This window comes from Streptomyces pathocidini (genome assembly GCF_001418495.1).
GTDB classification, from domain to species: domain Bacteria; phylum Actinomycetota; class Actinomycetes; order Streptomycetales; family Streptomycetaceae; genus Streptomyces; species Streptomyces pathocidini.
Genome location: NZ_LIQY01000124.1, coordinates 1 through 22,175 on the forward strand (window position 1 = coordinate 1; position 22,175 = coordinate 22,175).

Below are 22,175 nucleotides of genomic sequence, written 5' to 3' on the forward strand. Positions count from 1 at the left end.
CACCCGCACCACCCATCTATCGATCAACGCCGGTCCCAGGGAGCTGTTTTCCATGAGCGCCGAGTCACCAGGGCTGCGTGACCGTATTCGAAACTGGCGGCGGGGCTTCCGCGGTTGGCGCGGCAGTCGGCCGTTCTGGGCGGGCCTGCTGACGATTCTGGGCGGAATTCCCATCGCGTATCTGCCGTACGCCAACCTCAAGGTGGGGCAGCTCACCCTCCGCATGGCCACCACGGCGGGCGCCGGCTCACTGATCATCGGCGTGCTGCTGATCACCCTCGGACTCACGATGTGGTTCCACAGCATCGTCCGGGTGTTCGCCGGTATCGCGACCATCCTGCTGGCCCTGGTCTCCATCCCGGTGTCCAACCTCGGCGGGTTCATGGTCGGCTTCCTGCTGGCGCTCATCGGCGGTGCGCTGTCCGTCTCGTGGGCACCGGGCGAGCCCGGGGAGGACCCCGCGGAGCCGCACCGGGGCGGGCGCGGCGGCGCGCCCGAGGCGCATACGCCGCCGGGTACGTCACCGGCTTCCAAGGAGCCCGACTGGTTCGCGTCCGCCACCGTCGATGTGAACGCCGGGAGGCACCGTGCTGGGTGACGAGGCCCGGACGGGCCCGCGTCACGCGGCGCCCAGGAAGTCGCTCCTGACCAAGTTGCAGATTCCCGCGGGCAAGGCGATAGCCCTGGCCGCGATGCCGACGGCGGTGTTCGTGGGCATGGGCCTGACCCCCAAGCTGGCCCAGGCCGACGAGCCCGGCAACCCGTTCGCGGCCGGGCCGTGCGTGACGCAGTCCGACCAGCCGGACGAGGACTCCTCGGCCAAGGCCGAGGAGTCCGCCAAGCCCAGCGAGTCGGCGACCCCCGAGCCGAGCGAGTCCGCCTCCGCGGCCGGCAAGGATGCCGCGGACCGGGCCGAGCAGGACAAGGCCGAGCCCGATCCCTCCGAGTCCGCCGCCGCAGCGGACAAGCCCGGTACCGAGGCGGAGCCCTCGCCGTCCGAATCCACCACGTCAGGCGGCCTGTTGGGCGGCGTCGGCGACACCCTCGACGGCCTGCTGGGCGGCGGCTCCGCGAAGGAGCCCGAGGCGAGCACCGCCGCGCCGGAGCCGAAGGAGAGCTCCGGTACGGGCTCGACTGCCGGGGACACCGTCAAGGGCGTGACCGACGCGGCCAAGGGCGTGACGGACACCGCCAAGGGCGCGACCGACTCGGCCAAGCAGGCCATCAAGGACGCGGCCGACAAGGCCGGTGCCAAGGTCGAGGAGATCGGGGAGAACGCCGAGGACACCACGGACGCCCTCAAGGGCAACGTGGACGCGGTGGTCGACGGCGCCAGTGGCAAGGAGCCGTTCCCCTGCCCGGTCCGGGACCCGGCGGCGCTCGCCAACGCCAAGCTGGAGCAGGGCATTCCGCTGCTGCCGGACGACCCGTGGCGGCTGGAGAGCACCAAGCTCACCTTGGGCGGCCTGGACTACAAGGGCATCGTCGAGGTCAGGACGTACAGCGGCAAGGTCAAGAAGGTCCTGAAGTTCACGGCCGAGAGGACCGACATCAAGGACCTGCACCAGCTGGTCGTCGGGCCGCAGGGCACCACCGCCCACGTGCAGGCGGCAAAGGGCTCCACCTCGACCATCCGCGACGGCACGGCCACCATGTACACCGAAGAGCTGAAGGGGAACCTGTTCGGGCTGATCCCCATCACCTTCAGTCCCGACTCCCCGCCCCCGCTGAACATCCCCGAGGTCTTCTTCACGGACGTCCACCTGACGCAGGCGGGCCAGTTCGGCGGCACGCTCACCGTGCCGGGCCTGCAGAGCTACAGCACCAAGTAGCCCGTAGGACAACGGAAGTGGGGCGGCTCCCGGAGGAGCCGCCCCACTTCCGCGTTCATCGGAAGGCTAGTTCTCGCCGCCCAGGTGGTGCACCCGGACCATGTTGGTGGTGCCGGGGACCCCGGGCGGGGAGCCTGCCGTGATGACCATGGTGTCGCCCGCGCTGTAGCGGTTGAGCTTCAGCAGCTCCGCGTCCACCAGGTCCACCATCTCGTCGGTGTTCTCCACCCACGGCACCACGATCGGCTCCACGCCCCAGCTCAGCGCGAGCTGGTTGCGGGTCGCGGCGTCGGTGGTGAGGGCGACGATCGGCTGCTGGGCGCGGTAGCGGCACAGCCGGCGGGCGGTGTCGCCGGACTTGGTGAAGGCGACCAGCGACCTGGCGCCCAGGAAGTCCGCGATCTCGCAGGCCGCGCGGGCCACCGAACCACCCTGCGTACGCGGCTTCTTGCCCGGTACGAGCGGCTGGAGGCCGCGGGAGAGCAGCTCCTGCTCGGCCGCCTCCACGATCCGGGACATCGTCTTGACCGTCTCGATCGGGTACTTGCCGACCGAGGACTCGGCGGACAGCATCACCGCGTCCGTGCCGTCCAGGATCGCGTTGGCCACGTCGGAGGCCTCGGCGCGGGTCGGCCGCGAGGAGTTGATCATCGACTCCATCATCTGGGTCGCGACGATCACCGGCTTGGCGTTGCGGCGGCACATCTCGATGAGCCGCTTCTGCACCATCGGGACCTTCTCCAGCGGGTACTCCACCGCGAGGTCGCCGCGCGCCACCATGACCCCGTCGAAGGCCAGGACGACCTGCTCCATGTTGGCCACGGCCTGCGGCTTCTCGACCTTGGCGATGACGGGCACCCTGCGGCCCACCTCGTCCATGACCCGGTGCACGTCGCGCACGTCGCCGGCGTCCCGTACGAAGGACAGCGCGATCATGTCGCAGCCCAGGCGCAGCGCGAAGCGCAGGTCCTCGATGTCCTTCTCGGACAGCGCGGGCACGTTGACCGCGACACCGGGCAGGTTGATGCCCTTGTGGTCGGAGACGACGCCGCCCTCGATGACGATGGTGCGCACCCGGGGGCCCTCGACCTCGGTCACCTGGAGCGCGACCGCGCCGTCGTTGATGAGGATCGTCTCGCCCTTGGAGACGTCCCCGGGCAGGCCCTTGTACGTGGTGCCGCAGATGTTCTTGTCGCCCGGCACGTCCTCGGTGGTGATGGTGAACTCGTCACCGCGCACCAGCTCGACAGGGCCCTCGGCGAAGGTCTCCAGACGGATCTTCGGCCCCTGGAGGTCGACCAGGACGCCGACCGCGCGGCCCGTCTCCTCGGCCGCCTTGCGCACGCGGTGGTAGCGCTCCTCGTGCTCCGGGTGGGACCCGTGGCTCATGTTGAAGCGGGCCACGTTCATGCCGGCCTCGATCAGCGTCTTCAGCTGGTCGTAGGAGTCGACGGCGGGACCCAGGGTGCAGACGATTTTGGAACGGCGCATAGGGCGATCCTATCGGTTTGTTTCGAAGCGAAATATTCGAGCTGTCGATACGTCCAAGAGCTGCGGGTGTGCCAGTGCCGGGACGGGGCGGGCCGTCCTAGGAGCCGACCAGGGCGTACGCCTCGGTGGCGATCTCCAGTTCCTCGTCGGTGGGCACCACGGCGACGGCCACCCTGCTGCCGTCCGCCGAGACGATCCGCGCCGACGATCCTCGTACGGCGTTGCGCGCCGCGTCCACCTCGATGCCCAGGCCCTCCAATCCCGCCATGGCCGCCTCGCGCACGGCCGCGGCGTTCTCGCCCACGCCCGCGGTGAACGCGACGGCGTCCACCCTGCCCAATACCGCGGTGTACGCGCCGACATACTTGCGCAGCCGGTGGATGTAGACGTCGAAGGCGAGCCGGGCCCGCTCGTCGCCCTCACCGATACGGCGGGTGATCTCCCGCATGTCGTTGTCGCCGCACAGCCCGAGCAGCCCGCTCCGCTTGTTCAGCAGGGTGTCGATCTCGTCCGTGGACAGCCCGCCGACCCGCGCGAGATGGAAGATGACCGCCGGGTCGAGGTCGCCCGAGCGGGTTCCCATGACCAGGCCCTCCAGCGGGGTCAGCCCCATCGAGGTGTCCACGCACACCCCGCCGCGCACGGCCGAGGCGCTGGCGCCGTTGCCCAGGTGCAGCACGATCGTGTTGACCTCGCAGACGTCCCTGCCGAGGAGTTCGGCGGTGGCCCGCGAGACGTACGCGTGCGAGGTGCCGTGGAAGCCGTAGCGGCGCACGCCGTGCGCGTCGGCGGTGGCGGTGTCGATCGCGTACCGGGCCGCGGCCTCGGGGATCGTGGCGTGGAAGGCGGTGTCGAAGACCGCCACCTGCGGCAGGTCCGGGCGCAGTTCGCGGGCCACCCTGATGCCCGTGATGTTCGCCGGGTTGTGCAGCGGCGCGAGCGGCACCAGCTCCTCGATCGCCGCGACCACCTCGTCGGTGATCAGCGTCGGCTCGGTGAACCGGGTGCCGCCGTGCACCACCCGGTGGCCGACGGCGGCGAGCGCGGGGGAGTCCAGGCCGAGGTCCTGGGCGGCCAGTTCGCCGGCGACCCGCTTGAGCGCCGCGGCGTGGTCGGGCACCTCGGGGCTCTCCCCGATCCGCTCCACGACCCCGGAGGCGAGCCGGGCACCGGCGCCCTCCGCCATGTCCAGGAGCTGGTACTTCACCGACGAGGAGCCGGAGTTGAGGACGAGGACGCGAGTGCCGTTCACGCTGTGGCTTCCTGGTTCGTGGCCGGGATGGTCTGGGCCTGGATGGCGGTGATGGAGACGGTGTTGACGATGTCCTGCACGAGCGCGCCGCGCGAGAGGTCGTTGACCGGCTTGCGCAGCCCCTGCAGGACCGGGCCGACCGCGACCGCGCCCGCGGAGCGCTGGACGGCCTTGTACGTGTTGTTGCCGGTGTTGAGGTCCGGGAAGACCAGCACGGTGGCCTGGCCCGCGACCTCGGAGTCCGGCAGCTTGGTCGCGGCCACGGAGGAGTCCACGGCCGCGTCGTACTGGATGGGCCCCTCGACGGCCAGGTCCGGGCGGCGCTCGCGGATGATCTCGGTGGCCTTGCGCACCTTGTCGACATCCGCGCCGGAGCCGGAGGTCCCGGTGGAGTAGGAGAGCATCGCGATCCGCGGCTCGACCCCGAACTGGGCGGCGGTCGCGGCCGACTGGATCGCGATGTCCGCCAACTGCTCAGCGTCGGGGTCGGGGTTGACCGCGCAGTCGCCGTAGACCAGCACGCGGTCGGCCAGGCACATGAAGAAGACCGAGGAGACGATCTGGGCGCCCGGCGCGGTCTTGATGATCTCGAAGGCGGGCCGGATCGTGGCCGCCGTGGAGTGCACCGCCCCGGACACCATGCCGTCGGCCAGGCCCTCCTGGACCATCAGGGTGCCAAAGTACGAGACGTCGGCCACCACGTCGTACGCCAGCTCGTAGCCGACCCCCTTGTGGGCGCGGGCCTGGGCGTAGATCTCGGCGAACCGCTCGCGCAGCGGGGAGGTCTGCGGGTCGATGAGGTGCGCGTCGCCCAGCTGCACCCCCAGCTCGGCGGCGCGCTTGCGGATCACGTCCTCCTCGCCGAGCAGCGTCAGGTCGCACACGTCGCGGCGCAGCAGCACGTCGGCCGCGCGCAGCACCCGCTCCTCGGTGCCCTCCGGGAGCACCACCCGGCGGCGCTGGGCGCGGGACCGCTCGATCAGGTCGTGCTCGAACATCATCGGCGTGACGCGGCTGGAGCGGGCCAGCGAGATGCTGCGGGTCAACGCGGCGGTGTCCACGTGTCGTTCGAAGAGGCCGAGCGCGGTCTCCGCCTTGCGCGGTGAGGCCGCGTTCAGCTTGCCCTCCAGGCGGAACAGCTCACCGGCCGTCGGGAAGCTCTGGCCCGGCACCGAGACGACCGGGGTGCCCGGGGCGAGCCGGGAGGCCAGCGCCATGATGTCCGGCCCGGGCCGCTCGTCCAGGGTCAGCAGCACGCCCGCGATGGGTGGGGCGCTCGCGCTGTGCGCGGCCAGCGCGCCGATGATCAGGTCCGCCCGGTCCCCGGGGGTGATCACCATGCAGCCGTCGGTCAGGGCGTTCAGGAAGGTCGGCAGCATCGCGCCGCCGAAGACGAAGTCCCGGGCGTCGCGGGCGAGTCCGGCCGCGTCGCCCAGCAGCACCTCGGCGCCGAGGGTGTGCACGATCTGCTGCACGGTCGGCGCCGAGAGCGAGCCGTCCTCGGGCAGCGTGTAGCAGGGCACCGGCAGCTTGGCGGACAGCGGCCCGGCCACCGCCTCGCGGTCCGCGGGCGCGATCCGGTTGACCACCATGGCGGTGATGTCGCAGCCGAGCGCGTAGTAGGCGGCGTACGCGTTGTGGACCTCGGCGCGTACGGAGTCGGCGTCCTGGTTCTGGCCGCCGACCACCGGGATCACCGAGGCGCCGAACTCGTTCGCGAGCCGCGCGTTGAGGTTGATCTCGGCCGGGAGGTTGGTGCCGGCGAAGTCGGTGCCGAGCACGAGCACGAACTCGTACTCCCTGGCCACCCGGTGGAAGCGCTCGACGAGCTGGGAGACCAGCTCGTCGGTGCCCTTCTCAGCCTGGAGCGCGGCCGCCTCGGTGTACGTGATGCCGTAGACGGTCTCGGCGGGCTGGCTCAGCCGGTAGCGGGCCCGGAGCAGATCGAAGAGGCGGTCGGGCCCCCCGTCGGCGTGCAGCAGCGGCCGGAACACTCCCACCCGGTCCACATGACGGGTCAGGAGCTCCATGACTCCCAGCTCGATGACCTGGCGGCCATCGCCCCGATCGATCCCGGTCACGTACACGCTGCGCGTCACGCGTGAACTCCGATCTGGCCGAAAACGGCCGACACGATGGGCTTACCCTCTTGACAATACCCGGCGGGGTCGGTAGGGCGCTCGGTCGGGTTTACGGTGCTACGAGGCGCTCCGCGGGCGGTTCCTTTCCGCGGCGCAGCCCCCCGGAAAGCCGTGAAACAATCAGACTGCCCCCACCTGGACCACCCCCGAGTATCGAGCAGGAGACACAGCACGATGCGCATCGGAGTTCTCACCGCAGGCGGCGACTGCCCCGGCCTGAACGCCGTGATCCGGTCGGTCGTGCACCGCGCCCTGGCCGCCCACGGTGACGAGGTCATCGGCTTCGAGGACGGCTTCAAGGGCCTGCTCGACCGCCGCTACCGCAAGCTCGACCTGGACGCCGTCAGCGGCATCCTCGCCCGCGGCGGCACCATCCTCGGCTCCGCCCGCCTGGAGCGCGCCCGCCTCAGCGAGGCCTGCGACAACGCCGAGGAGCTGTGCCGCGAGCTCGGCTTGGACGCGCTGATCCCGATCGGCGGCGAGGGCACGCTCACCGCGGCCAAGATGCTCTCCGACGCCGGGATGCCGGTCGTCGGCGTGCCCAAGACCATCGACAACGACATCTCCTCGACCGACCGCACCTTCGGCTTCGACACCGCCGTCGGCGTCGCGACCGAGGCGATCGACCGGCTGAAGACCACCGCCGAGTCGCACCAGCGCGTCATGGTCGTCGAGGTCATGGGGCGGCACGCGGGCTGGATCGCCCTGGAGTCCGGCATGGCGGGCGGCGCCCACGGAATCTGCCTGCCGGAGCGCCACTTCGAGGTCGACGACCTCTGCAAGATGGTCGAGGAGCGCTTCGCGCGCGGCAAGAAGTTCGCGGTCATCTGCGTCGCCGAGGGCGCGCACCCGGCCGAGGGCTCGATGCCGTACGAGAAGGGCGCGATCGACCAGTACGGCCACGAGCGGTTCGCCGGCATCGGCAACCGGCTCGCCGCCGAGCTGGAGCGCCGCCTCGGCAAGGAGGCCCGCCCGGTCATCCTCGGCCACGTGCAGCGTGGCGGCGTGCCCACCGCGTACGACCGGGTGCTCGCCACCCGCTTCGGCTGGCACGCCGTCGAGGCCGCGCACCGCGGCGAGTTCGGCATGATGACGGCGCTGCGCGGCACGGACATCCACATGGTGCCGCTGGCCTCGGCGGTGACCGAGCTGAAGACGGTGCCGGAGTACCGGATGGACGAGGCGGAGTCGGTCTTCTGACCGACTCGCCTCCTCCGGCAGCATCCAGCGGGCATGCGCCGGGCCGTGGCCCGTTCGGCTTCCCCGGCTGCCGCTGGGAGGTACCTCCGTCCCCGGCCGCGCCGCCCGCGTCGCGGCGGGTGAGCCGACCGCCGCGACGGCGGCAACCCCCGAGGCCCAGGACGGAAAGGGCTCCCGGCGGTAGCCGGGGAAGCCCGGCCGGCCCGCACCCAGGTCCTCGGGCCGGGCGAGGACCTACCCCTCTTTGCCGTCCCGTGAGCGGTACAGCCGGTCCCAGAACAGGTCCAGGACCTCGTCGAGGAAGATCTGGCCCGCGTCGCCTGAGTCGCTGGCGCTCCTCCCCACGCCCCAGTTGAGCGTCCCGACCATGCGCGACTGGTAGTCGGAGTGCAGCTGCCGGAGGGCGTCCTCGACCTCGCCGCGGGCAAGACCCAACACCTTGGCGACGGGCTTGACGTAGGCCTGCCAGCGGGTGGTGACCGCGCTGCGCAGCAGCTCCGAGAGGCGGTCGGCCTGCCCGGTCAGGCCGATGAACGCGGGCAGCGGCAGGGCGAGCGCCTCGGCGAGCGCGCCGGCCTGCCGGTCGTTCCCGTACCACTCGCCGGTCCGCTCGATCCGCTCGTAGACGGCCGGCTCCATGCCGATGCGCAGCGCCAGGTCGGTGGCCGCGAACCCGGCGGACATGCGGTGCTCGCGCAGCGTGGTCGGGGTGCCCAGCAGATCGCCCGGCGCGCACCACAGGGCCCCGGCCAGCGCGGTGAGCTGCGCCTCCGTCGGCGACTCCTCACCCAGCTCCCACGCGGCCACGGTCGCCGGGCCGAGCCGCACCCCGTACGCGGCCCAGATCCCGTACGCGACGTGGCTGTGCGTCATGCCCAGCGCCTCGCGCAGCCGGCGGGCGGCGCGTGCGTCGAACGGCGGGTGCCGGTGCTCCGGACCGTCGGATTCCGGGGGCTGGGCGTGATCGTTTCGTGGCTGGAAGTCGTGCACGCGCCAAACGCTAGGTCGGTGGGCGCCGCCATCACTACGGTGCGTTCCGCCAAGCTCACGGGCTTGGAGAAAAGTACCGAATATGTTTGCGTTCTCAAGGAGTTGGGCCCTGCGGGCGGCGGGCTTTCGGCAGGTGTGCGGCGGGTGTGGCGGCGGGCGTGCGGGCGCGCGCGTGCGGTGGGGACCGGGTGCGCGCATCCTGGAGGGGGAGGTGGCGCGATGGACTGGTGGATTTGGCTCGTTGTCGTGGTGGCGGTGCTGGTCGTGCTGGCCGCCTCCGCCCTGGCGGTCCAGGCGCGGCGCCGCAGCGGCGGCGTGATCGCGGTGAAGCGGCGCGGGCGCTCGGGCAGGGGGCTGAAATGAGCGGCGAGCGGGCCGGGGCGGCCGGGCAGCCGGGCCGCGAGAGGCCCGAGGCGGGCGGACGAGGCGAGGGCTCCGGGGCCGCCGGGCGCGCGCCCGGCGCGAGTGCGCTGATGCTCGCCACCGGTATCGCCAAGCGCCCGGTCGTCACCCTCGGCGGCGAGGCCGTTGCGCAGGTCAGGGACATCGTCTTCGACAGCGGCGGCGGCCACATCGTGGGCTTCACGCTCAGCGGGCGCCGCCGCCTCTCCGGCCCGATGAAGCGCAGCCTGCCCTGGGAGGGCGTGTACGCGCTGGGCCACGACGCCGTGATGATCGAGAACGAGGACGCGCTCGAGGACCCCGGCGAGGTCGTGGAGCGCACCGAGGCCAAGGGCGGGGACGTCCTGGAGTCCCGGGTGCTGACCGACGGCGGCAAGGACGTCGGCAAGATCGTCGACGTGGTCGTCCAGGCGGGCACCACGGCGGACGTCGTCGGCTACGAGATCGAGCCGGGCGACGCGCGCGGCCGCCACCCCCGTACGGCCTTCCTGCCGCGCGCCGAGACGATCTCGGTGTCCGGCCAGGCGCTGGTGATCCCGGCGCTGGCAACGGAGTTCATGGCGGACGACCTCCCCGGCTTCGAGGCCCAGGTGCGGGCGTTCCGCGACCGCATGCGCAAGGGGGCGGACTGATGCTCTTCAGCGAACTGACCGGCCGCCCGGTGATGACCGTGGCCGAGGCCAAGCGGGCGGGCGTCGTCGACGGCTTCGTCGTGGATCCCGCCCGGGCCACGGTGGTGGCCCTGCGCCTCCAGAAGACCCCCGACTCGAAGCGGAACCTGCTCTCCCTGTCCCGGATCCGCGCCATCGGCCCGGACGCGGTGATGGTCCCGGACGCCGAGTCGCTGCGGACCGCGGAGGAGGCGCTGGCCGAGCAGGCGGAACTCGCGGGCAAGGGCCTCGACCTCCCGGACAAGCCCGTCCTGACCGAGCGCGGCGAGGAGACCGGCACGGTGGACGACGCGCACTTCGACCCGGAGACGGGCGCGCTCCACGCCCTGGTCACCACCGAGGGCGAGATCCCCGGCCGGGCGATGATCGGCCTCGGCACGTACGCGGTGGTGGTGCGGGCCGGGTCCGAGTCGCACCCGGTCACCCCCTGACTCACCCCTTGCCGTCACGCCTGCCGCACTCGCCGATCACTCTTGCCGGTCACCCCTTGACGGCCCCGCCCAGCGTGAAGCCCCCGCCGAGCCGGCGCGAGATCAGCACGTACAGCAGGATCACCGGCGTCGAGTAGAGGATCGAGAACGCGGCCAGCTGCCCGTACGCGATGGACCCGTAGTTCCCGAAGAAGGTGAAGATCGAGACGGACGCGGGCAGTTGATCGGGCGTCAGCAGCAGCATGAAGGGCACGAAGAAGTTGCCCCACATCATGATGAAGCTGTAGATCGTCACCACGGTCAGGCCCGGACCCATCAGGGGGAGGACGACGCGGGTGAGGGTCTGGAGCGCCGAGGCCCCGTCCGTCCAGGCGGCCTCCTCCAGGACGGTGGGGACGCCGTCCATGAAGTTCTTCATCAGCCAGACAGCGAAGGGAAGTTGGGACGTGGCCAGGAAGAGCGCGGTGCCCTGCACGGTGTCGATCAGGTCGACCTGGACGAAGAGGCCGTAGACCGGGACCATGATCGCGGTGATCGGCAGACAGGTCGTGAACAGCACGGTCAGCATGTACGGGCGGGTGAAGCGCGACGTGAACCGGGACAGCGGGTAGGCGGCCAGCGCCGCGCAGCCGACGGTGAGCGCGGTCGCGCTGCCGCACAGCAGGAGGCTGTTGAGCATCGGCGTGAACGTGATGTCGTCCGTCATGACCGCCGAGAAGTTCTCCAGCGTCGCCGACGCCGGAGGCTGTACGCGCAGGGTCGCCTCGCCGTCGACCGAGGCCAGCACCAGCCAGAGCAGGGGGACGGCGAACGCCGCGGCCACGGCGAGCAGCGCCGCGTCGGCGGCGAGTCTGCGGCGCGTGGGGCGAGTGAGACGGGTGAGGGGGAGCGGGATGGGACGGCGGGCGGTGCTGGTGGCGGTGGCCTGGCCTGTTTCTGGTCCTGTTTCTGGGCCTGGGCCTGTGCCGACGAGGCGCATCGAACCTCCGTACGCGGTGCGGCGGTTGCTGGGTGCGGTACATGTAACCGCCCGCGGGTGGGGTGAGGGAAGGCGTCGGTGGGGGCGTGCTTGTAGACGTCGGCAATCAGCTCGGATGGCGAGGGCATTCTCGTCGTCACTGGTCGGTGATGTTCATCCCGGGAATGCGGACGGGCCGCGGGAGCTTGCCATCCCGGCACCGGATACGGGCCGGGGGTATCGTTGGGGCGGCTGCGTCAGGCAGGCGCGCCCCCGATGACATGGAAGGGAACCAGTGGTGGCAGGCATTGGGCAGGCGCGCAGGCGGGGCGTCGCGCGACTGCTGGCGCTCTGCGCGGTCCTGCTTGGTCTGTTCCTTATGCACGGCGCGCCGGCCGCCGCCGCAGAAGGTTGCCATGGTGCGATGTCCACCGCCGCTCCAATGCCCGAAGGCCATGACTCCGCTGCAATGATCTCCACGCTCCCTGAAGTGGTGATGTCTGCGACTTCAGCGGTGGCTGGCCATCCTGGCGCGGAGCACATGTCTGGCACGTCGGCCATGGACGGGACGACGTGCGTCTCGACCCCCGCGCGGCACCGCGTGCCGCTGCCGTTGGGCGGTCTGATGGCCGTGGTTGCGGTGCCGGCGGGCAGTTTTCTCGCGGGCCGACATGTGGCGCTGGGCCGGACGGGGCGGCGCGGGCCGCCGCCACCGGGCGGGCGGATTCTGCTGCTGCAGGTGTGTATCGCGCGGACGTGACAGGGACCGTGCCGGACCCGGACCACCGGGCCTGGCGACGTCGTCCTGCTCGTTCCCGCGCGCCACGGGAGTGGTGCGCCCACCCGGAAAGACCATTTTCATGTTCAATTCTCGCCCCGCCGTCCGCCGTCGTGCCCTCGCGGCGGCCGGCACCGCGGCCGCGCTCGCGCTGACTCTGGCCGCCTGCGGTTCCTCGGACGACTCCTCGATGCCGGGCATGGACCACGGCGCCAAGTCGTCCTCGTCCGCCTCGGCGAGCGCTTCGCCGTCGACGGGCGACATGCCTGGCATGGATCACATGGCCGACGGCAACGGCCTGTCCGATACCAAGGACGGCTATCGCCTCACCAGCCAGGACGCCACCCTCCCCGCGAGTAAGCAGGCCGCCTACCGGTTCGCGGTGACCGGACCGGACGGCAAGCCTGTCACCGACTTCGCGGTCGACCAGACCAAGCGGATGCACTTCTACGCCATCCGCTCGGATCTGACCGGCTTCCAGCACATCCACCCGGCCATGGCCGCTGACGGAACCTGGACCGCCGACCTGGCCGCCCTCGCTCCCGGCTCGTGGCGCATGTTCGCCTCCTTCACTCCCGACAGCGGGGCCGGCAAGGGCGACGACTTCGTCCTCAGCCGTATCGTCACGGTCCCCGGCACGGCGACGAAGACCCCGCTGCCGGCAGCAGCCTCCTCCGCCGACGTCGACGGGTACGCGGTCACCGTCAAGGGCGAGCCGATGGCCGGTATGGCACAACCGCTGACCGTCACCGTCACCAAGGACGGCAAGCCCGTCACCGACCTCCAGCCCTACCTGGACACCTATGCCCACCTCACCGCCTTTCACGAAGGCGACACCGCGTTCGCCCATCTGCACCCCACGACGAAGGTCGACGGAGACCACGGCGGCCCCAACCTGGCCTTCCACGCCGAATTGCCCACGTCCGGGAACTGGCGGCTGTTCCTGCAGTTCCAGACCGGCGGCAAGCTCCACACCGCCGCGCTCACGTTGAACGTCGGCTGAGGCCACTGCAGGGCGCCGTCCACCCGGCGGCGCTCCGTGCTCGCCCGCCACGTGGCGCCGCCCAGGTGTGAGGTGTCGGCGGCATCAGGCCGTGCTCCTCTCGGCAGGCTTCCCGGAGTGGCGAAAACGGACATGTTGCGCCCTGCGGTCAGACACAGGAGCACCAGGTTCGCGCCGCGGGATGGGGAAGCCGGGCCGTCCTGCGTCGTACCCACTGACCGGACGGCTGCAGCTCGCCTGCGCTGGTGGTCAGTGGGCGTGCCGCCGGTGGCGGTGCGCGTGCTGCTCCGCCGCGGCCGCTTCTTCATCGGCCGCGGCGGGGACGGTGTCGGCTTCTGCCGGCGGGCGCAGCCCGGCGAGGGTGACGGCGACGAGCCGCCGCACGGCGGCTTCGGAGGCCAGGGCGCCGGCTGCGCTCAGGGCGTGGAGGCAGTAGTCGGCGAGTTCGCCGGCCGCGACGTCGTCCCGGACGCTGCCGTGGCGCACGCTCTCGGCGATCAAATCCCGGACTAGGTCGTGCAGTTGCTGGTGCGCCTGGGAGATGTGCCGGCCCTGGTGCAGCAGTGCCGCCGGCTCGGTTCCGTGGTGTCCGTGTCGCTGGTGGGAGATGAGCGCGTATGCCTCCAGCACGGCGTGAAGTCGTCCGGCGGGATGGTCGGCCCGTTCCCTGGCCGTGCTGAGGCGTTCGAGGTGCTCGGTGACCTGCCGCTCGTGCCAGGCGGCCAGGATGGCCTCGACGTCCGGGAAGTACTTGTACAGCGTCGCCCGCCCGATGCCGGTCGCCTCGGCGATGCGCGACATCGTCACCGACAGCATCCCGTGCTCGGCCACCAGGGCCGCGGTGGCGTCCAGGGCCGCGTCGCGTACCGCGCGGCGGTGCGCATCGATCGTCTCGTTCCACAGCTTCGGCATCTGCTTAGTGTACGCACTGCCGAACATGTGACACTATGCGGCGGTGAAGACATACTGTCTCGTAAAATCTCGTCGGACGTCGGCGACCAGGACTGTGGAGGACATCGACATGACGGACCTGCCCCCTTCCCTCGGCTCCGCTGAAGGCTCTGATGCCAAACTGCCCCGCCGCGAAGCGGCGCCGGCGGCCAGGCCCCAGTGGGTGAACGTGTTCGCGGCGATAGGCATCGCGCTGGTGGTGGCGTTCGTCACCCTGCACCTGGCCGGCGGCGGTATGCGGAGTCATGGGTGAGGGCGATGACACCCCGCTGGCGCAAAGTGGCCCTGACCGTGCACGTGGCGGCCTCGGTGGGCTGGCTCGGCGCGGTCGCTGCCTTCCTGGCCCTGGCTGTGGCCGGTCTGGCCGGCGAAGATGCCCAGACGGTCCGGGCGGGTTATGTCGCGATGGAGCTGATCGGCTGGTACGTCATCGTTCCGCTGTGCGCCGCTTCCTTGGTGACCGGGGTGGTCTCCTCTCTGGGGACCACCTGGGGGCTGGTGCGCTACTACTGGGTGGTCGTGAAGCTGGCGATCACCGTTTTGGCCACCCTCGCCCTGCTGGTGCACATGCAGCCGGTGGACCACATCGCCGACGTGGCAGCGGGAGCGGCATGGTCAGGCGGAGAGCTTCACGGGCTGAGGGTGCAGCTGGTGATTCAGTCCGGCGCGGCGGTGCTGGCGCTGCTGGTGGCGACCGGGCTGTCGGTGTACAAGCCGCAGGGGTTGACCCGCCGCGGGCAGCGCGCCCGGGCGGGTGCGCGGGCGGCCGCTGCCTGATCAGTCGTAGGCGTGGACGACGGCGTGCCGGACGGGCGCGCACTGAGCCCCCCTCTCCGTTGCGTGGTGTCCGCGAGGCGATTGACATGCAGCCGTGCGGCTGCCTATCGTCGGTTGTGCAGCTGGATGGCTGCATGTCATGCACGGAAGGCGGTGGGCGGCGCGAGATGGACGAGGTGTTCAGGGCGCTGGCCGATCCCAGTCGGCGGCGGCTGCTCGACAGTCTGAACGCCCGCAACGGGCAGAGCCTGCGCGAGCTGTGTGCTGGGCTCGACATGGCCCGGCAGTCCGTGAGCAAGCACCTGGCGGTGCTGGAGGCGGCGAACCTCGTCACCACGCTGTGGCGCGGCCGGGAGAAGCTGCACTACCTCAACGCCGAGCCGATCAACGCCATCGCCGAACGCTGGATCGACCAGTACGACCGGCGGCGCGTGCGCGCGCTGGCCGACCTGAAGACCGCGCTGGAGGCGGCGGAGGAGACGGAGGAGACCCCCATGAGTGACGCGAACACGAGCGACGCGAACACGGGTGGCGCGAACACCACCGAATTCGTCTACACGACCTACATCAGGACCACCCCGGAGCGCCTCTGGCAGGCCCTGACGGAACCGGCCTTCACCAGCCGCTACTGGGGAGTGACCTTCGAGACGGACTGGAAGCCGGGCTCGACGATGACCTGGAACGAGGGCGGGAACGCGACCGTCGACCCGGCCCAGGTGGTCCTCGAGGCCGACCCGTACCGACGCCTGTCCTACACCTGGCACCACTTCACGCCGGAGTGGGCCGACAGGGTCGGGGTGAGCGCGGACGTCCTGGCCGAGATCTCGAAGGAGCCCCGCTCGAAGGTCACCTTCGACCTCGAACCGATGGGCGACGTCGTCAAGTTGACGGTCGTCCACGACGGCTTCGAGCCGGGCAGCACGCTGCGGGAGATGGTCAGCACCGGCTGGCCCCACCTGCTCTCCGACCTCAAGACCCTGCTGGAGACCGGCGAGACCCTCCCGAAGCCTGAAGGCGCGGAGCGCTAGGGCGCGTTGGTCGGGGCATCGGCCTGGCTCGGGTCAGGCTTCCGCTCGTGGCGGGGCGAGTTGCCGTGCCGGGGGAGCAGGAGCGGTGTCGCCAGGCTCAGGACACCGGCGATCGCGATCGCCTGGCGGGGGCCGGTGAGCCCGGCCAACAGGCCCCGCAGGGCGGTCATACCCGCGATGGTGGCCTTGCCGGTGACCGACCACGCGGAGAGGGTGCGGGCGAGGCGGTCCGTCGGCGTCCGGTCGAGCCGGTAGGTGGCGAACACCGGGTTGAACGCACCCGCGCAAGTGATCAGCCCGAGTTCGACGGCGATGACGAGCGCCAGCCCCGCGGTCCCGGGGCGGACGAAGGCCAACCCGAGCAGCCAGCAGGCCCGCAGGGTCCCGGTGGTGAGCATGACCTTGTGCTGCCCGAAGCGCGCTACGAGCCGGCGGGACAGCCGGGAGCCGACGAGACCGCCGACGCAGGGAGCGGCGAACGCGAGGCCGTACTGCCAGGGTGTGAAGCCCAGGGGGCCGAGCATGAGGACGGCGAGCAGCGGCGAGGTCGCCATGATCAGGCCGTTGACGAGGACCGTGTTGAGGAACAGGGGGCGCAGCGCCGGGCTGTTGAGGATGTGCCGCCACCCTTCGAGCAGGTCGCGGGAGTTGGGCCGTGCTGTGCCGGTTCGCAGGGGCCGCGGTTCCCGTCCGCAGCTCGCGCATTCTGCCCGACGCCTCTGACAGTCGGGTCGGCGTCTGGGGCCGGGGCCCGTCAGGCGCGGAGGTGCTCTTGGGCGGCGTGTTGTCGGCGGCCGAGGGCGACCTTGATCGGGAGCAGGGTCAGCCAGAACCACTTGGCGCCGTCGGGGGAGACGAAGGCCAGGGGGATGGCGAGGGCGAAGACGAGGACGGTGGCCGCCAGGTCCGCGGCGTCCAGGCGCTGGGCCCTGCGGGCCAGGGTGTCCGCGGTCGGTCGGAGGCGGCGGTTGACGGCCAGGGTCAGGGCCAGGTGGGCGGCGTTCGTCGCGCCCACGACGCCCGAGTAGATCGCCACGGCCAGCGACTCGCCGCCGTACTCGGCCAGGAGCGAGGTGGGAAAGGGGAGCAGGGCGATCAGGCCCAGGCCCAGCAGTGTCAGGGCCACGATCGGGCCGTCCGCCTTCGGGGCCGCGCCCAGGATGCGGCGGTGGTCCGTCCAGAACTGCGCGATGACCACGAAGCTCAGCGCGTACGCCGCGAGGTTGGGCAGCAGGTCCTCCAGCGCGCGCTCGAAGGCCGCGGCGTCCAGGTTCGGGGAGATCGAGACATCGAGCACCAGCAGCGTCATCGCGATGGCGAAGACCCCGTCCGACAGGGCCGACAGCCGCTCGATGCCTTCACCCGCACCTTCATCCGCCCTGGGGGCGGCGGTTGGTCCACGATCCACAAACGGCAACGGTAGGGGAGGGGGAGCGGCCCCGGCGTTATCCGCGCCGGGGGCCGCCCGCTCATCGGTGACGTGCCGTCAGTGGCCCATCAGCATGTCTTGTAGTCGTAACGGCTCGAGTTGTACGAGCAGGTGTCGACCGTCGTGCCGGCCGGCTTCCGCAGCGTCGCCTTGTCGCTGGTGTTGTTCCACACGTACCAGGTGCGTCCCTGGTAGCGCGTGGACGAGGTGTTCGTGCCCTTGCCGGTCTTCACGGTGACCGTCTTGCCCGCACCCAACGTGTACGTGCCGAACGTGTACTTGTGCTTCTGGGCGTCCGTCAGCGTCCAGCCCTTCAGGTTCACACCCCGGCTGGTGCTGTTCTTGATCTGGACGTACTCGCCGTTCAGTGAGGCGTTGCCGCCGGTGTCGCTGCCCGGGCTGTCGTAGTAGACCTTGGACAGGTAGACGGATCCGGCGGCCTGCGCCTGAACCGGCAGCAGCAGTACGGCAGCGCAGCCGGCCGCTATCGCGGCAGCCGCACACGTGCGGGTTCTGTTCAAGTGGGGCTCCATCTCTGATGGCCACACGGTCGTGTGTGGCTTGGGTGGTCAGAGTATGGAGTTTCGTGCCGATGATGTGTGCGCGTTGTGAAAATGGGGTGTTGTGGTCGAGAAGGTTACACCTCCGCTTTCATCAGGCGGAGATAGACCGCCGAGAACAACGCGCCCACCAGCAGCAACAGCAGCGCCACCGCCGTCCCGTAGCCGATCAGGCTCTTCAGGAACGCCTGGTCGTACATGAAGACGGGCAGGGTCTGGCTGCGGTTGCCCGGGCCACCGCGCGTCATCGCCCAGATCAGCCCGAAGACGGACAGCGTCTGGAGGGTGTTGAGCATGAGGTTGGTGCCGATGGAGCGGCGGATCATCGGCAGCGTGATGTGCCACAGCCGCTGGCGCCCGCGCGCCCCGTCCACCTCGGCCGCCTCCGTGATCTCCTTCGGTATCTCGGACAGCGCCGCCGAGTACACCAGCATCGAGAACGCCGTGCCGCGCCAGACGTTCGCGAAGGACACGGCCAGGATCGGCAGCGTGAACAGCCAGTTCTGGCTGGGCAGATGGAGCAGGTCCAAGATGGCGTTCAGCGTTCCCTCGCGGCGGAAGAACGCGTACAGCAGGAAGCCCGCGACGATCTCCGGCAGCACCCACGCGGCGATCACCACCGAGCCGGTGAGCGTGCGCACCGGCTGCGAGGCGCGCTGCATCAGGCCCGCCAGCGCGAGCCCCAGCGTGTTCTGGCCCAGGAGGGACGAGATCACGGTGAAGACCAGGGTCAGGACGACCGCGTTGCGGAAACCGGGGTCGGCGAACGCCCGGCGGAAGTTGGCCAGCCCGACGAAGTCGGTGGACGACGACCCGGTCAACTGCATGTTGGTGAAGGCGATGTAGACGCAGTACGCGATCGGGCCGCCGAGGAAGAGCAGCAGCAGGACCGTGGCGGGGGCGAGCGGCAGCCAGCGCAGCGGGCCGTGGCGGCGCCCGCCGGGCTGAGCGGCGGCGGCCCGCGGAGGGCGGGCCGCCACCTTGGCGGTAGCGGTGGTCACCGGATCAGCCGTTCGCGTTTCTGACCGCGTCGCCCGCGACTGTCCTCAGATGCTCGTCGTACGCCTTGGCCGCCGCGGCCGGTGAGGCCTCACCCGTGGTCACCGACTCCATGGCCTCGCCTATCGCCGAGGACACCTGGGGGTAGACCGGCAGGGCCGGGCGGTAGTGGGTGTGGTCCACGAGTTGGGTGAAGAAGTCGATCCCCGGCATGGACTTCCGGTACTCCGGGTCCGCCGCCACGTCCTTGCGCACCGCGATCTGCGCGTTGTCGATGTCCCAGGACACCGCGTTCTCCTCGGTCTGGAGCGTCTCGATGAACTTCCAGGCCAGGTCGGGGTTCTGGGCCTTGGCCGGTATCGCCCAGGACCAGCCGCCGGACATGCTCACCCTGCCGGGAGCCTGTCCGCGCTGCGTCGGCATGGCGGCCTGGCCGAGCACCTTCGACCACTCGGGCCACGGCTTGCCGCCGGTCTTCAGCCACTGCTGGCCCATCCAGGAGCCGTCGAGGTTGATCGCCAGCTTGCCCTCGGGCAGCAGCCGAGTGGCCACGTGCGTGCTGATGTTGGGGTCGAGGGCGTCCGAGGGGTCGGGCGCGAGCTTCTCGCCGTACACCGTCTTGATGAAGTCGAGGGAGTCCTCGAACCCCTGGCCCCCTGCCACCCACTTCTTCGCCCCGGGGTCGTAGAGCGGCTCCTCACCCGCGTCCGGCGTGCCGTACAGCAGCATCTCGAAGCCCTGCATGGCGGCGACTTCGCCGGGCGCCTTGCCGGTGTAGACGTTCAGCGGGATGACACCGGGGACCTTCTTCTTGATCGTCCGGGCCGCGTCCAGGATCTCGTCCCAGTTCTTCGGCTGCCAGTCCGCGGGCAGCCCCGCCTTGGCGAAGATCTCCTTGTTGAACCACAGGCCGCGGGTGTCGGTCCCGTCCGGCACTCCGTACGTCTTGCCGTCCTCCGCCGTGGCCGCCGTCTTGGCCGTGTCGATGAACTGGCCCCAGGCCTTCCACTTCTTCAAGTAGCCGTCGAGAGGCGCGAGATAGCCGGCCTTGATGTCCGAGTTGATATGGAAGGTGTCCTCGTACACGAGGTCGGGCGCGGTCTTGGGGGTGCGCATCATCTGCTGCACCTTGGTCGCGTAGTCGTTGTCCGGGGCCTGGATCGGTATCAGCTCGACCTTCTTGCCCGGGTTCTCCTTCTCGAACTGCTTCTTCACCCGGGCCAGTTGGTTGTCCTTGAACCGGACCTTGTTGTCCGTACTGCGGTTGTACGCGACCCTCACGGTGTCCGGGTCGCCCCCGGACCCGCCGCCGCACGCGGTGAGCGCGGCGGCGGCCAGGGCGGCAGCGGCAGTGAGAATCAGCGGGGCGGTGGGGCGCACGGCTCGACCTCCTCAGGGCTCCTCCCGAGGAGCCGCATCGGTGACTGCTCGGTGACCGTACGTGGCTCGTGAACAGGGGGTCAATGCCTGTGGATAACTGCAAGTCGTGTCCGTGACAACGTTGTTATGGCGGACCTGCGGCAGGGCGGGCAGGCGGCTTCGAACGGCCGCCCGCCCGGGCCGTGTCACGTGGCGGGTCAGCCCCGCACCCACCGGTAGCACAGCTCCGGGCGGCCGATCTGCCCGTACTGCGGGGTGCGTTCGGCCCGCCCCGCCGTGACCAGGTGCTCCAGATAGCGCCGCGCCGTGATCCGCGAGATCCCCACCGCCTCGCCCGCCGCGCTCGCGGTGACGCCCCGCGGGCCCGACCCGCGCAGCACGCGCGTGACCGCCTCCAGCGTCGGGCCGCTCAACCCCTTGGGCAGCGAGGCCGGTTGGGGCGCGCGGAGCGAGGCCAGAGCGCGGTCCACCTCGTCCTGCCCGCTCGCCTCGCCCGCCGCCGCCCGGAACTCGGCGTACCGGACGAGCCGGTCGCGCAGGGTCGCGAAGCTGAACGGCTTCAGCACGTACTGCACGACCCCGAGCGAGACGCCCTCCCGTACGACGGCCAGATCGCGCGCGGACGTCACCGCGATCACATCCGCGGCGTGGCCCGCGGCCCGCAGCGATCGTACGAGCCGGAGGCCGTGCCCGTCGGGAAGGTAGAGATCGAGAAGGAGCAGGTCCACGGGGGCGTGTTCGGTGGCGGTCGCCCGCCGATCATTCGCGCCCGCGCCCTGGGCGCCTCCTGCACCGTTGTCGCCTGCGGCGCGCGGGCCGGTGGCGATTCTCCGGGGCGTCCCCTCGCCCAGGTCGGCGCCCGACGCACTGCGGTCGAGGACCGCGCCTCGGCCGTCGACCGCGTGTTCCCCGGCCCCTGGGCCTTGGTTGTCCGCCGTCCCGTGGTCGGCGCCCGGCCCTCGCCTCGCCCCCGCGCGCTCCAGGTGGCGGCGGGCCTCCTCGCCGGAGTGGGCGATTCCGGCGAGTTCGAAGCCGGGCATCCGGCCGACGTACAGCGCGTGCGCGTCCGCCGCGACCGGGTCGTCCTCGACGACGAGTACGCGGATGGCCGGCTGCTGCGAGCCGTGCGGGGCGGTCACGCGCCCACCTCCGCCGCGCCGCGCCCTTGGGACGGCAGCTGGGACGGCAGCGCCGTGCCGCGCTCAGGGGTCGACAGCGCACCGCCGCGCTCAGGAGTCGGCAGTGCCGTGCCGCGCTCCCGGATCGGCAGCCGTACGGTGAACTCCGCGCCGCCGTCAGCCGATTGACCGATCGCGATGGTCCCGCCGTTGCGCCGCACGGCCTGCCGCACGAGCGCCAGCCCGAGCCCGCGCGGCAGCCCGGAGCCGGCGGTGACAGGCTGACGCCCCTGCCCAGGCACGGCAGCAGTCGGACCCTGTTCCAGCCCTTGCCTGGCAGCGGCCGCTCCGCGCTCCAACCCCGGCCCGGCGGCGTCCGTTCCACGCCTCGGCCCGTCTTTGGCGGGGCTCGGACCGCAACCGGCAGCTGAGCCCGGCTCCCGCCCTTGCCCAGGAACCGCTGCTTCCGGCGCCCGTGCCGTCTTCGTGCTCCACCCCCGCCGGAACACCGCCTCCATCGCTTCGGCGTCGACCCCGGGGCCGGTGTCCGCGACGCGCAGCAGCAACTCGCCCTGGTCGGCCCGCGCGGTCACCGTCACGCGCGCGTGCCCGCGGGTCCGAGCGCGGGCACGCCCGTCCGCGTGGTCATGCCCCCGGCAGGCGTCTCGGTCTTTATCCGCGGGGTCGGCACAGGTGGTCCCGGCCTCGGCCGTGAGGCGGGCACGGGTCGTTCTGGCACCGGCCGTGAGGTCGGCACCGACTGAGGCCGGGACATCGGCCGGGA

The 22,175-nt window shown here is 71.2% G+C and carries 23 protein-coding genes and 2 pseudogenes; 11 read left to right on the top strand and 14 right to left on the bottom strand.

Annotated features, from left to right (window positions below):
• The first annotated feature begins 52 nt into the window (after positions 1-52).
• The gene (locus AOK16_RS07740; RefSeq protein WP_055471490.1) at positions 53-598 is read left to right on the top strand and encodes a DUF6114 domain-containing protein; all 546 of its coding nucleotides are present in this window, start codon (positions 53-55) and stop codon (positions 596-598) included.
• Positions 588-1,832 (top strand): hypothetical protein, encoded by a 1,245-nt coding sequence (locus AOK16_RS07745; RefSeq protein ID WP_055471491.1) that lies wholly within the window; start codon positions 588-590, stop codon positions 1,830-1,832. The genes AOK16_RS07740 and AOK16_RS07745 overlap by 11 nt, the downstream gene beginning before the upstream one ends.
• A gap of 66 nt (positions 1,833-1,898) precedes the next feature.
• Here AOK16_RS07745 and pyk read toward each other — a convergent pair whose 3' ends face one another.
• The 3 genes from pyk to pta form a co-directional block, all read right to left on the bottom strand.
• Positions 1,899-3,323 carry a pyruvate kinase gene (pyk, locus tag AOK16_RS07750; protein WP_055471492.1) on the bottom strand — a complete coding sequence of 475 codons (1,425 nt, stop codon included), beginning with the start codon at positions 3,321-3,323 and terminating at the stop codon, positions 1,899-1,901.
• A 97-nt stretch (positions 3,324-3,420) separates the two neighbouring features.
• Positions 3,421-4,575, bottom strand: a complete 1,155-nt coding sequence (locus AOK16_RS07755; RefSeq protein ID WP_055471493.1) for an acetate kinase — start codon at positions 4,573-4,575, stop codon at positions 3,421-3,423.
• The gene (pta, locus tag AOK16_RS07760) at positions 4,572-6,674 is read right to left on the bottom strand and encodes a phosphate acetyltransferase (protein WP_055471494.1); all 2,103 of its coding nucleotides are present in this window, start codon (positions 6,672-6,674) and stop codon (positions 4,572-4,574) included. The genes AOK16_RS07755 and pta overlap by 4 nt, the downstream gene beginning before the upstream one ends.
• Before the next feature lie 216 nt (positions 6,675-6,890).
• Between pta and AOK16_RS07765 the strand changes: the two genes are divergently transcribed.
• Positions 6,891-7,916, top strand: a complete 1,026-nt coding sequence (locus AOK16_RS07765) for an ATP-dependent 6-phosphofructokinase (protein ID WP_055471495.1) — start codon at positions 6,891-6,893, stop codon at positions 7,914-7,916.
• Positions 7,917-8,150: 234 nt separating this feature from the next.
• Here AOK16_RS07765 and AOK16_RS07770 read toward each other — a convergent pair whose 3' ends face one another.
• Complete coding sequence (locus AOK16_RS07770; protein WP_055471496.1) at positions 8,151-8,906, bottom strand: hypothetical protein; 756 nt, start codon at positions 8,904-8,906, stop codon at positions 8,151-8,153.
• A 219-nt stretch (positions 8,907-9,125) separates the two neighbouring features.
• Here AOK16_RS07770 and AOK16_RS27410 point away from each other — a divergent pair, with 219 nt between their 5' ends.
• The 3 genes from AOK16_RS27410 to AOK16_RS07780 are packed head-to-tail and all read left to right on the top strand — an operon-like array spanning position 9,126 to position 10,410.
• Positions 9,126-9,269 carry a hypothetical protein gene (locus AOK16_RS27410; RefSeq protein WP_169790872.1) on the top strand — a complete coding sequence of 48 codons (144 nt, stop codon included), beginning with the start codon at positions 9,126-9,128 and terminating at the stop codon, positions 9,267-9,269.
• Complete coding sequence (locus AOK16_RS07775; protein ID WP_240483434.1) at positions 9,266-9,940, top strand: PRC-barrel domain-containing protein; 675 nt, start codon at positions 9,266-9,268, stop codon at positions 9,938-9,940. The genes AOK16_RS27410 and AOK16_RS07775 overlap by 4 nt, the downstream gene beginning before the upstream one ends.
• Positions 9,940-10,410, top strand: a complete 471-nt coding sequence (locus tag AOK16_RS07780) for a PRC-barrel domain-containing protein (RefSeq protein ID WP_055471497.1) — start codon at positions 9,940-9,942, stop codon at positions 10,408-10,410. The genes AOK16_RS07775 and AOK16_RS07780 overlap by 1 nt, the downstream gene beginning before the upstream one ends.
• A gap of 49 nt (positions 10,411-10,459) precedes the next feature.
• On the opposite strand, the gene AOK16_RS07785 is transcribed toward AOK16_RS07780, so the two are convergent.
• Positions 10,460-11,389, bottom strand: a complete 930-nt coding sequence (locus AOK16_RS07785) for a carbohydrate ABC transporter permease (RefSeq protein ID WP_079101158.1) — start codon at positions 11,387-11,389, stop codon at positions 10,460-10,462.
• A 277-nt stretch (positions 11,390-11,666) separates the two neighbouring features.
• Here AOK16_RS07785 and AOK16_RS07790 point away from each other — a divergent pair, with 277 nt between their 5' ends.
• Together AOK16_RS07790 and AOK16_RS07795 are read left to right on the top strand one after the other, a co-directional pair.
• On the top strand, positions 11,667-12,128 hold the full coding sequence (locus AOK16_RS07790) for a hypothetical protein (protein ID WP_240483436.1): 462 nt from the start codon (positions 11,667-11,669) through the stop codon (positions 12,126-12,128).
• Between the two features lie 100 nt (positions 12,129-12,228).
• Positions 12,229-13,149 carry a hypothetical protein gene (locus AOK16_RS07795; protein WP_055471499.1) on the top strand — a complete coding sequence of 307 codons (921 nt, stop codon included), beginning with the start codon at positions 12,229-12,231 and terminating at the stop codon, positions 13,147-13,149.
• A gap of 249 nt (positions 13,150-13,398) precedes the next feature.
• On the opposite strand, the gene AOK16_RS07800 is transcribed toward AOK16_RS07795, so the two are convergent.
• The gene (locus AOK16_RS07800) at positions 13,399-14,061 is read right to left on the bottom strand and encodes a TetR/AcrR family transcriptional regulator (protein WP_055471508.1); all 663 of its coding nucleotides are present in this window, start codon (positions 14,059-14,061) and stop codon (positions 13,399-13,401) included.
• Between the two features lie 109 nt (positions 14,062-14,170).
• On the opposite strand from AOK16_RS07800, the gene AOK16_RS07805 reads away from it, so the two are divergent.
• The 3 genes from AOK16_RS07805 (at position 14,171) to AOK16_RS07815 (ending at position 15,905) form a co-directional block, all read left to right on the top strand.
• Complete coding sequence (locus AOK16_RS07805; RefSeq protein WP_157859141.1) at positions 14,171-14,353, top strand: hypothetical protein; 183 nt, start codon at positions 14,171-14,173, stop codon at positions 14,351-14,353.
• Positions 14,354-14,358: 5 nt separating this feature from the next.
• A complete protein-coding gene (locus AOK16_RS07810) occupies positions 14,359-14,877 on the top strand; it encodes a hypothetical protein (RefSeq protein WP_055471509.1) in 519 nt (172 codons plus the stop codon).
• A 167-nt stretch (positions 14,878-15,044) separates the two neighbouring features.
• Complete coding sequence (locus AOK16_RS07815) at positions 15,045-15,905, top strand: ArsR/SmtB family transcription factor (protein WP_055471501.1); 861 nt, start codon at positions 15,045-15,047, stop codon at positions 15,903-15,905.
• Here AOK16_RS07815 and AOK16_RS07820 read toward each other — a convergent pair.
• The 8 genes and pseudogenes from AOK16_RS07820 to AOK16_RS29215 form a co-directional block, all read right to left on the bottom strand.
• Positions 15,902-16,597, bottom strand: a pseudogene (locus tag AOK16_RS07820) (MFS transporter); the annotation flags it as partial. The gene AOK16_RS07815 and the pseudogene AOK16_RS07820 sit on opposite strands and share 4 nt — an antisense overlap.
• Positions 16,598-16,659: 62 nt before the next feature.
• Positions 16,660-17,313 (bottom strand): TMEM175 family protein, encoded by a 654-nt coding sequence (locus tag AOK16_RS07825; RefSeq protein WP_240483438.1) that lies wholly within the window; start codon positions 17,311-17,313, stop codon positions 16,660-16,662.
• An 89-nt stretch (positions 17,314-17,402) separates the two neighbouring features.
• Positions 17,403-17,855, bottom strand: coding sequence for a lamin tail domain-containing protein (locus tag AOK16_RS07830; RefSeq protein ID WP_055471503.1), 453 nt, complete (start codon positions 17,853-17,855; stop codon positions 17,403-17,405).
• Positions 17,856-17,971: 116 nt separating this feature from the next.
• Entirely contained in the window at positions 17,972-18,895 is a 924-nt protein-coding gene (locus AOK16_RS07835) for a carbohydrate ABC transporter permease (protein WP_079101161.1), read from the bottom strand.
• A gap of 4 nt (positions 18,896-18,899) precedes the next feature.
• Positions 18,900-20,273: an extracellular solute-binding protein gene (locus AOK16_RS07840; RefSeq protein WP_055471504.1), complete on the bottom strand. Its 1,374-nt coding sequence runs from the start codon at positions 20,271-20,273 to the stop codon at positions 18,900-18,902.
• A gap of 197 nt (positions 20,274-20,470) precedes the next feature.
• Positions 20,471-21,100, bottom strand: a complete 630-nt coding sequence (locus AOK16_RS07845; protein ID WP_055471511.1) for a response regulator — start codon at positions 21,098-21,100, stop codon at positions 20,471-20,473.
• A gap of 147 nt (positions 21,101-21,247) precedes the next feature.
• Positions 21,248-21,412, bottom strand: a pseudogene (locus AOK16_RS26390) (response regulator); the annotation flags it as partial.
• On the bottom strand, positions 21,409-21,693 hold the full coding sequence (locus AOK16_RS29215; RefSeq protein WP_055471505.1) for an ATP-binding protein: 285 nt from the start codon (positions 21,691-21,693) through the stop codon (positions 21,409-21,411). The gene AOK16_RS29215 and the pseudogene AOK16_RS26390, both read right to left, overlap by 4 nt.
• Positions 21,694-22,175: the final 482 nt, after the last annotated feature.

Excerpts from the sequence above, each read along its gene's own strand:
- AOK16_RS07740 (WP_055471490.1), top strand. The coding sequence starts at position 53 with ATGAGCGCCGAGTCACCAGGGCTGCGTGACCGTATTCGAAACTGGCGG.
- pyk (WP_055471492.1), bottom strand. The coding sequence starts at position 3,323 with ATGCGCCGTTCCAAAATCGTCTGCACCCTGGGTCCCGCCGTCGACTCC.
- AOK16_RS07765 (WP_055471495.1), top strand. The coding sequence starts at position 6,891 with ATGCGCATCGGAGTTCTCACCGCAGGCGGCGACTGCCCCGGCCTGAAC.
- AOK16_RS27410 (WP_169790872.1), top strand. The coding sequence starts at position 9,126 with ATGGACTGGTGGATTTGGCTCGTTGTCGTGGTGGCGGTGCTGGTCGTG.
- AOK16_RS07775 (WP_240483434.1), top strand. The coding sequence starts at position 9,266 with ATGAGCGGCGAGCGGGCCGGGGCGGCCGGGCAGCCGGGCCGCGAGAGG.
- AOK16_RS07780 (WP_055471497.1), top strand. The coding sequence starts at position 9,940 with ATGCTCTTCAGCGAACTGACCGGCCGCCCGGTGATGACCGTGGCCGAG.
- AOK16_RS07785 (WP_079101158.1), bottom strand. The coding sequence starts at position 11,389 with ATGCGCCTCGTCGGCACAGGCCCAGGCCCAGAAACAGGACCAGAAACA.
- AOK16_RS07795 (WP_055471499.1), top strand. The coding sequence starts at position 12,229 with ATGTTCAATTCTCGCCCCGCCGTCCGCCGTCGTGCCCTCGCGGCGGCC.
- AOK16_RS07800 (WP_055471508.1), bottom strand. The coding sequence starts at position 14,061 with ATGCCGAAGCTGTGGAACGAGACGATCGATGCGCACCGCCGCGCGGTA.
- AOK16_RS07805 (WP_157859141.1), top strand. The coding sequence starts at position 14,171 with ATGACGGACCTGCCCCCTTCCCTCGGCTCCGCTGAAGGCTCTGATGCC.
- AOK16_RS07810 (WP_055471509.1), top strand. The coding sequence starts at position 14,359 with ATGACACCCCGCTGGCGCAAAGTGGCCCTGACCGTGCACGTGGCGGCC.
- AOK16_RS07815 (WP_055471501.1), top strand. The coding sequence starts at position 15,045 with ATGGACGAGGTGTTCAGGGCGCTGGCCGATCCCAGTCGGCGGCGGCTG.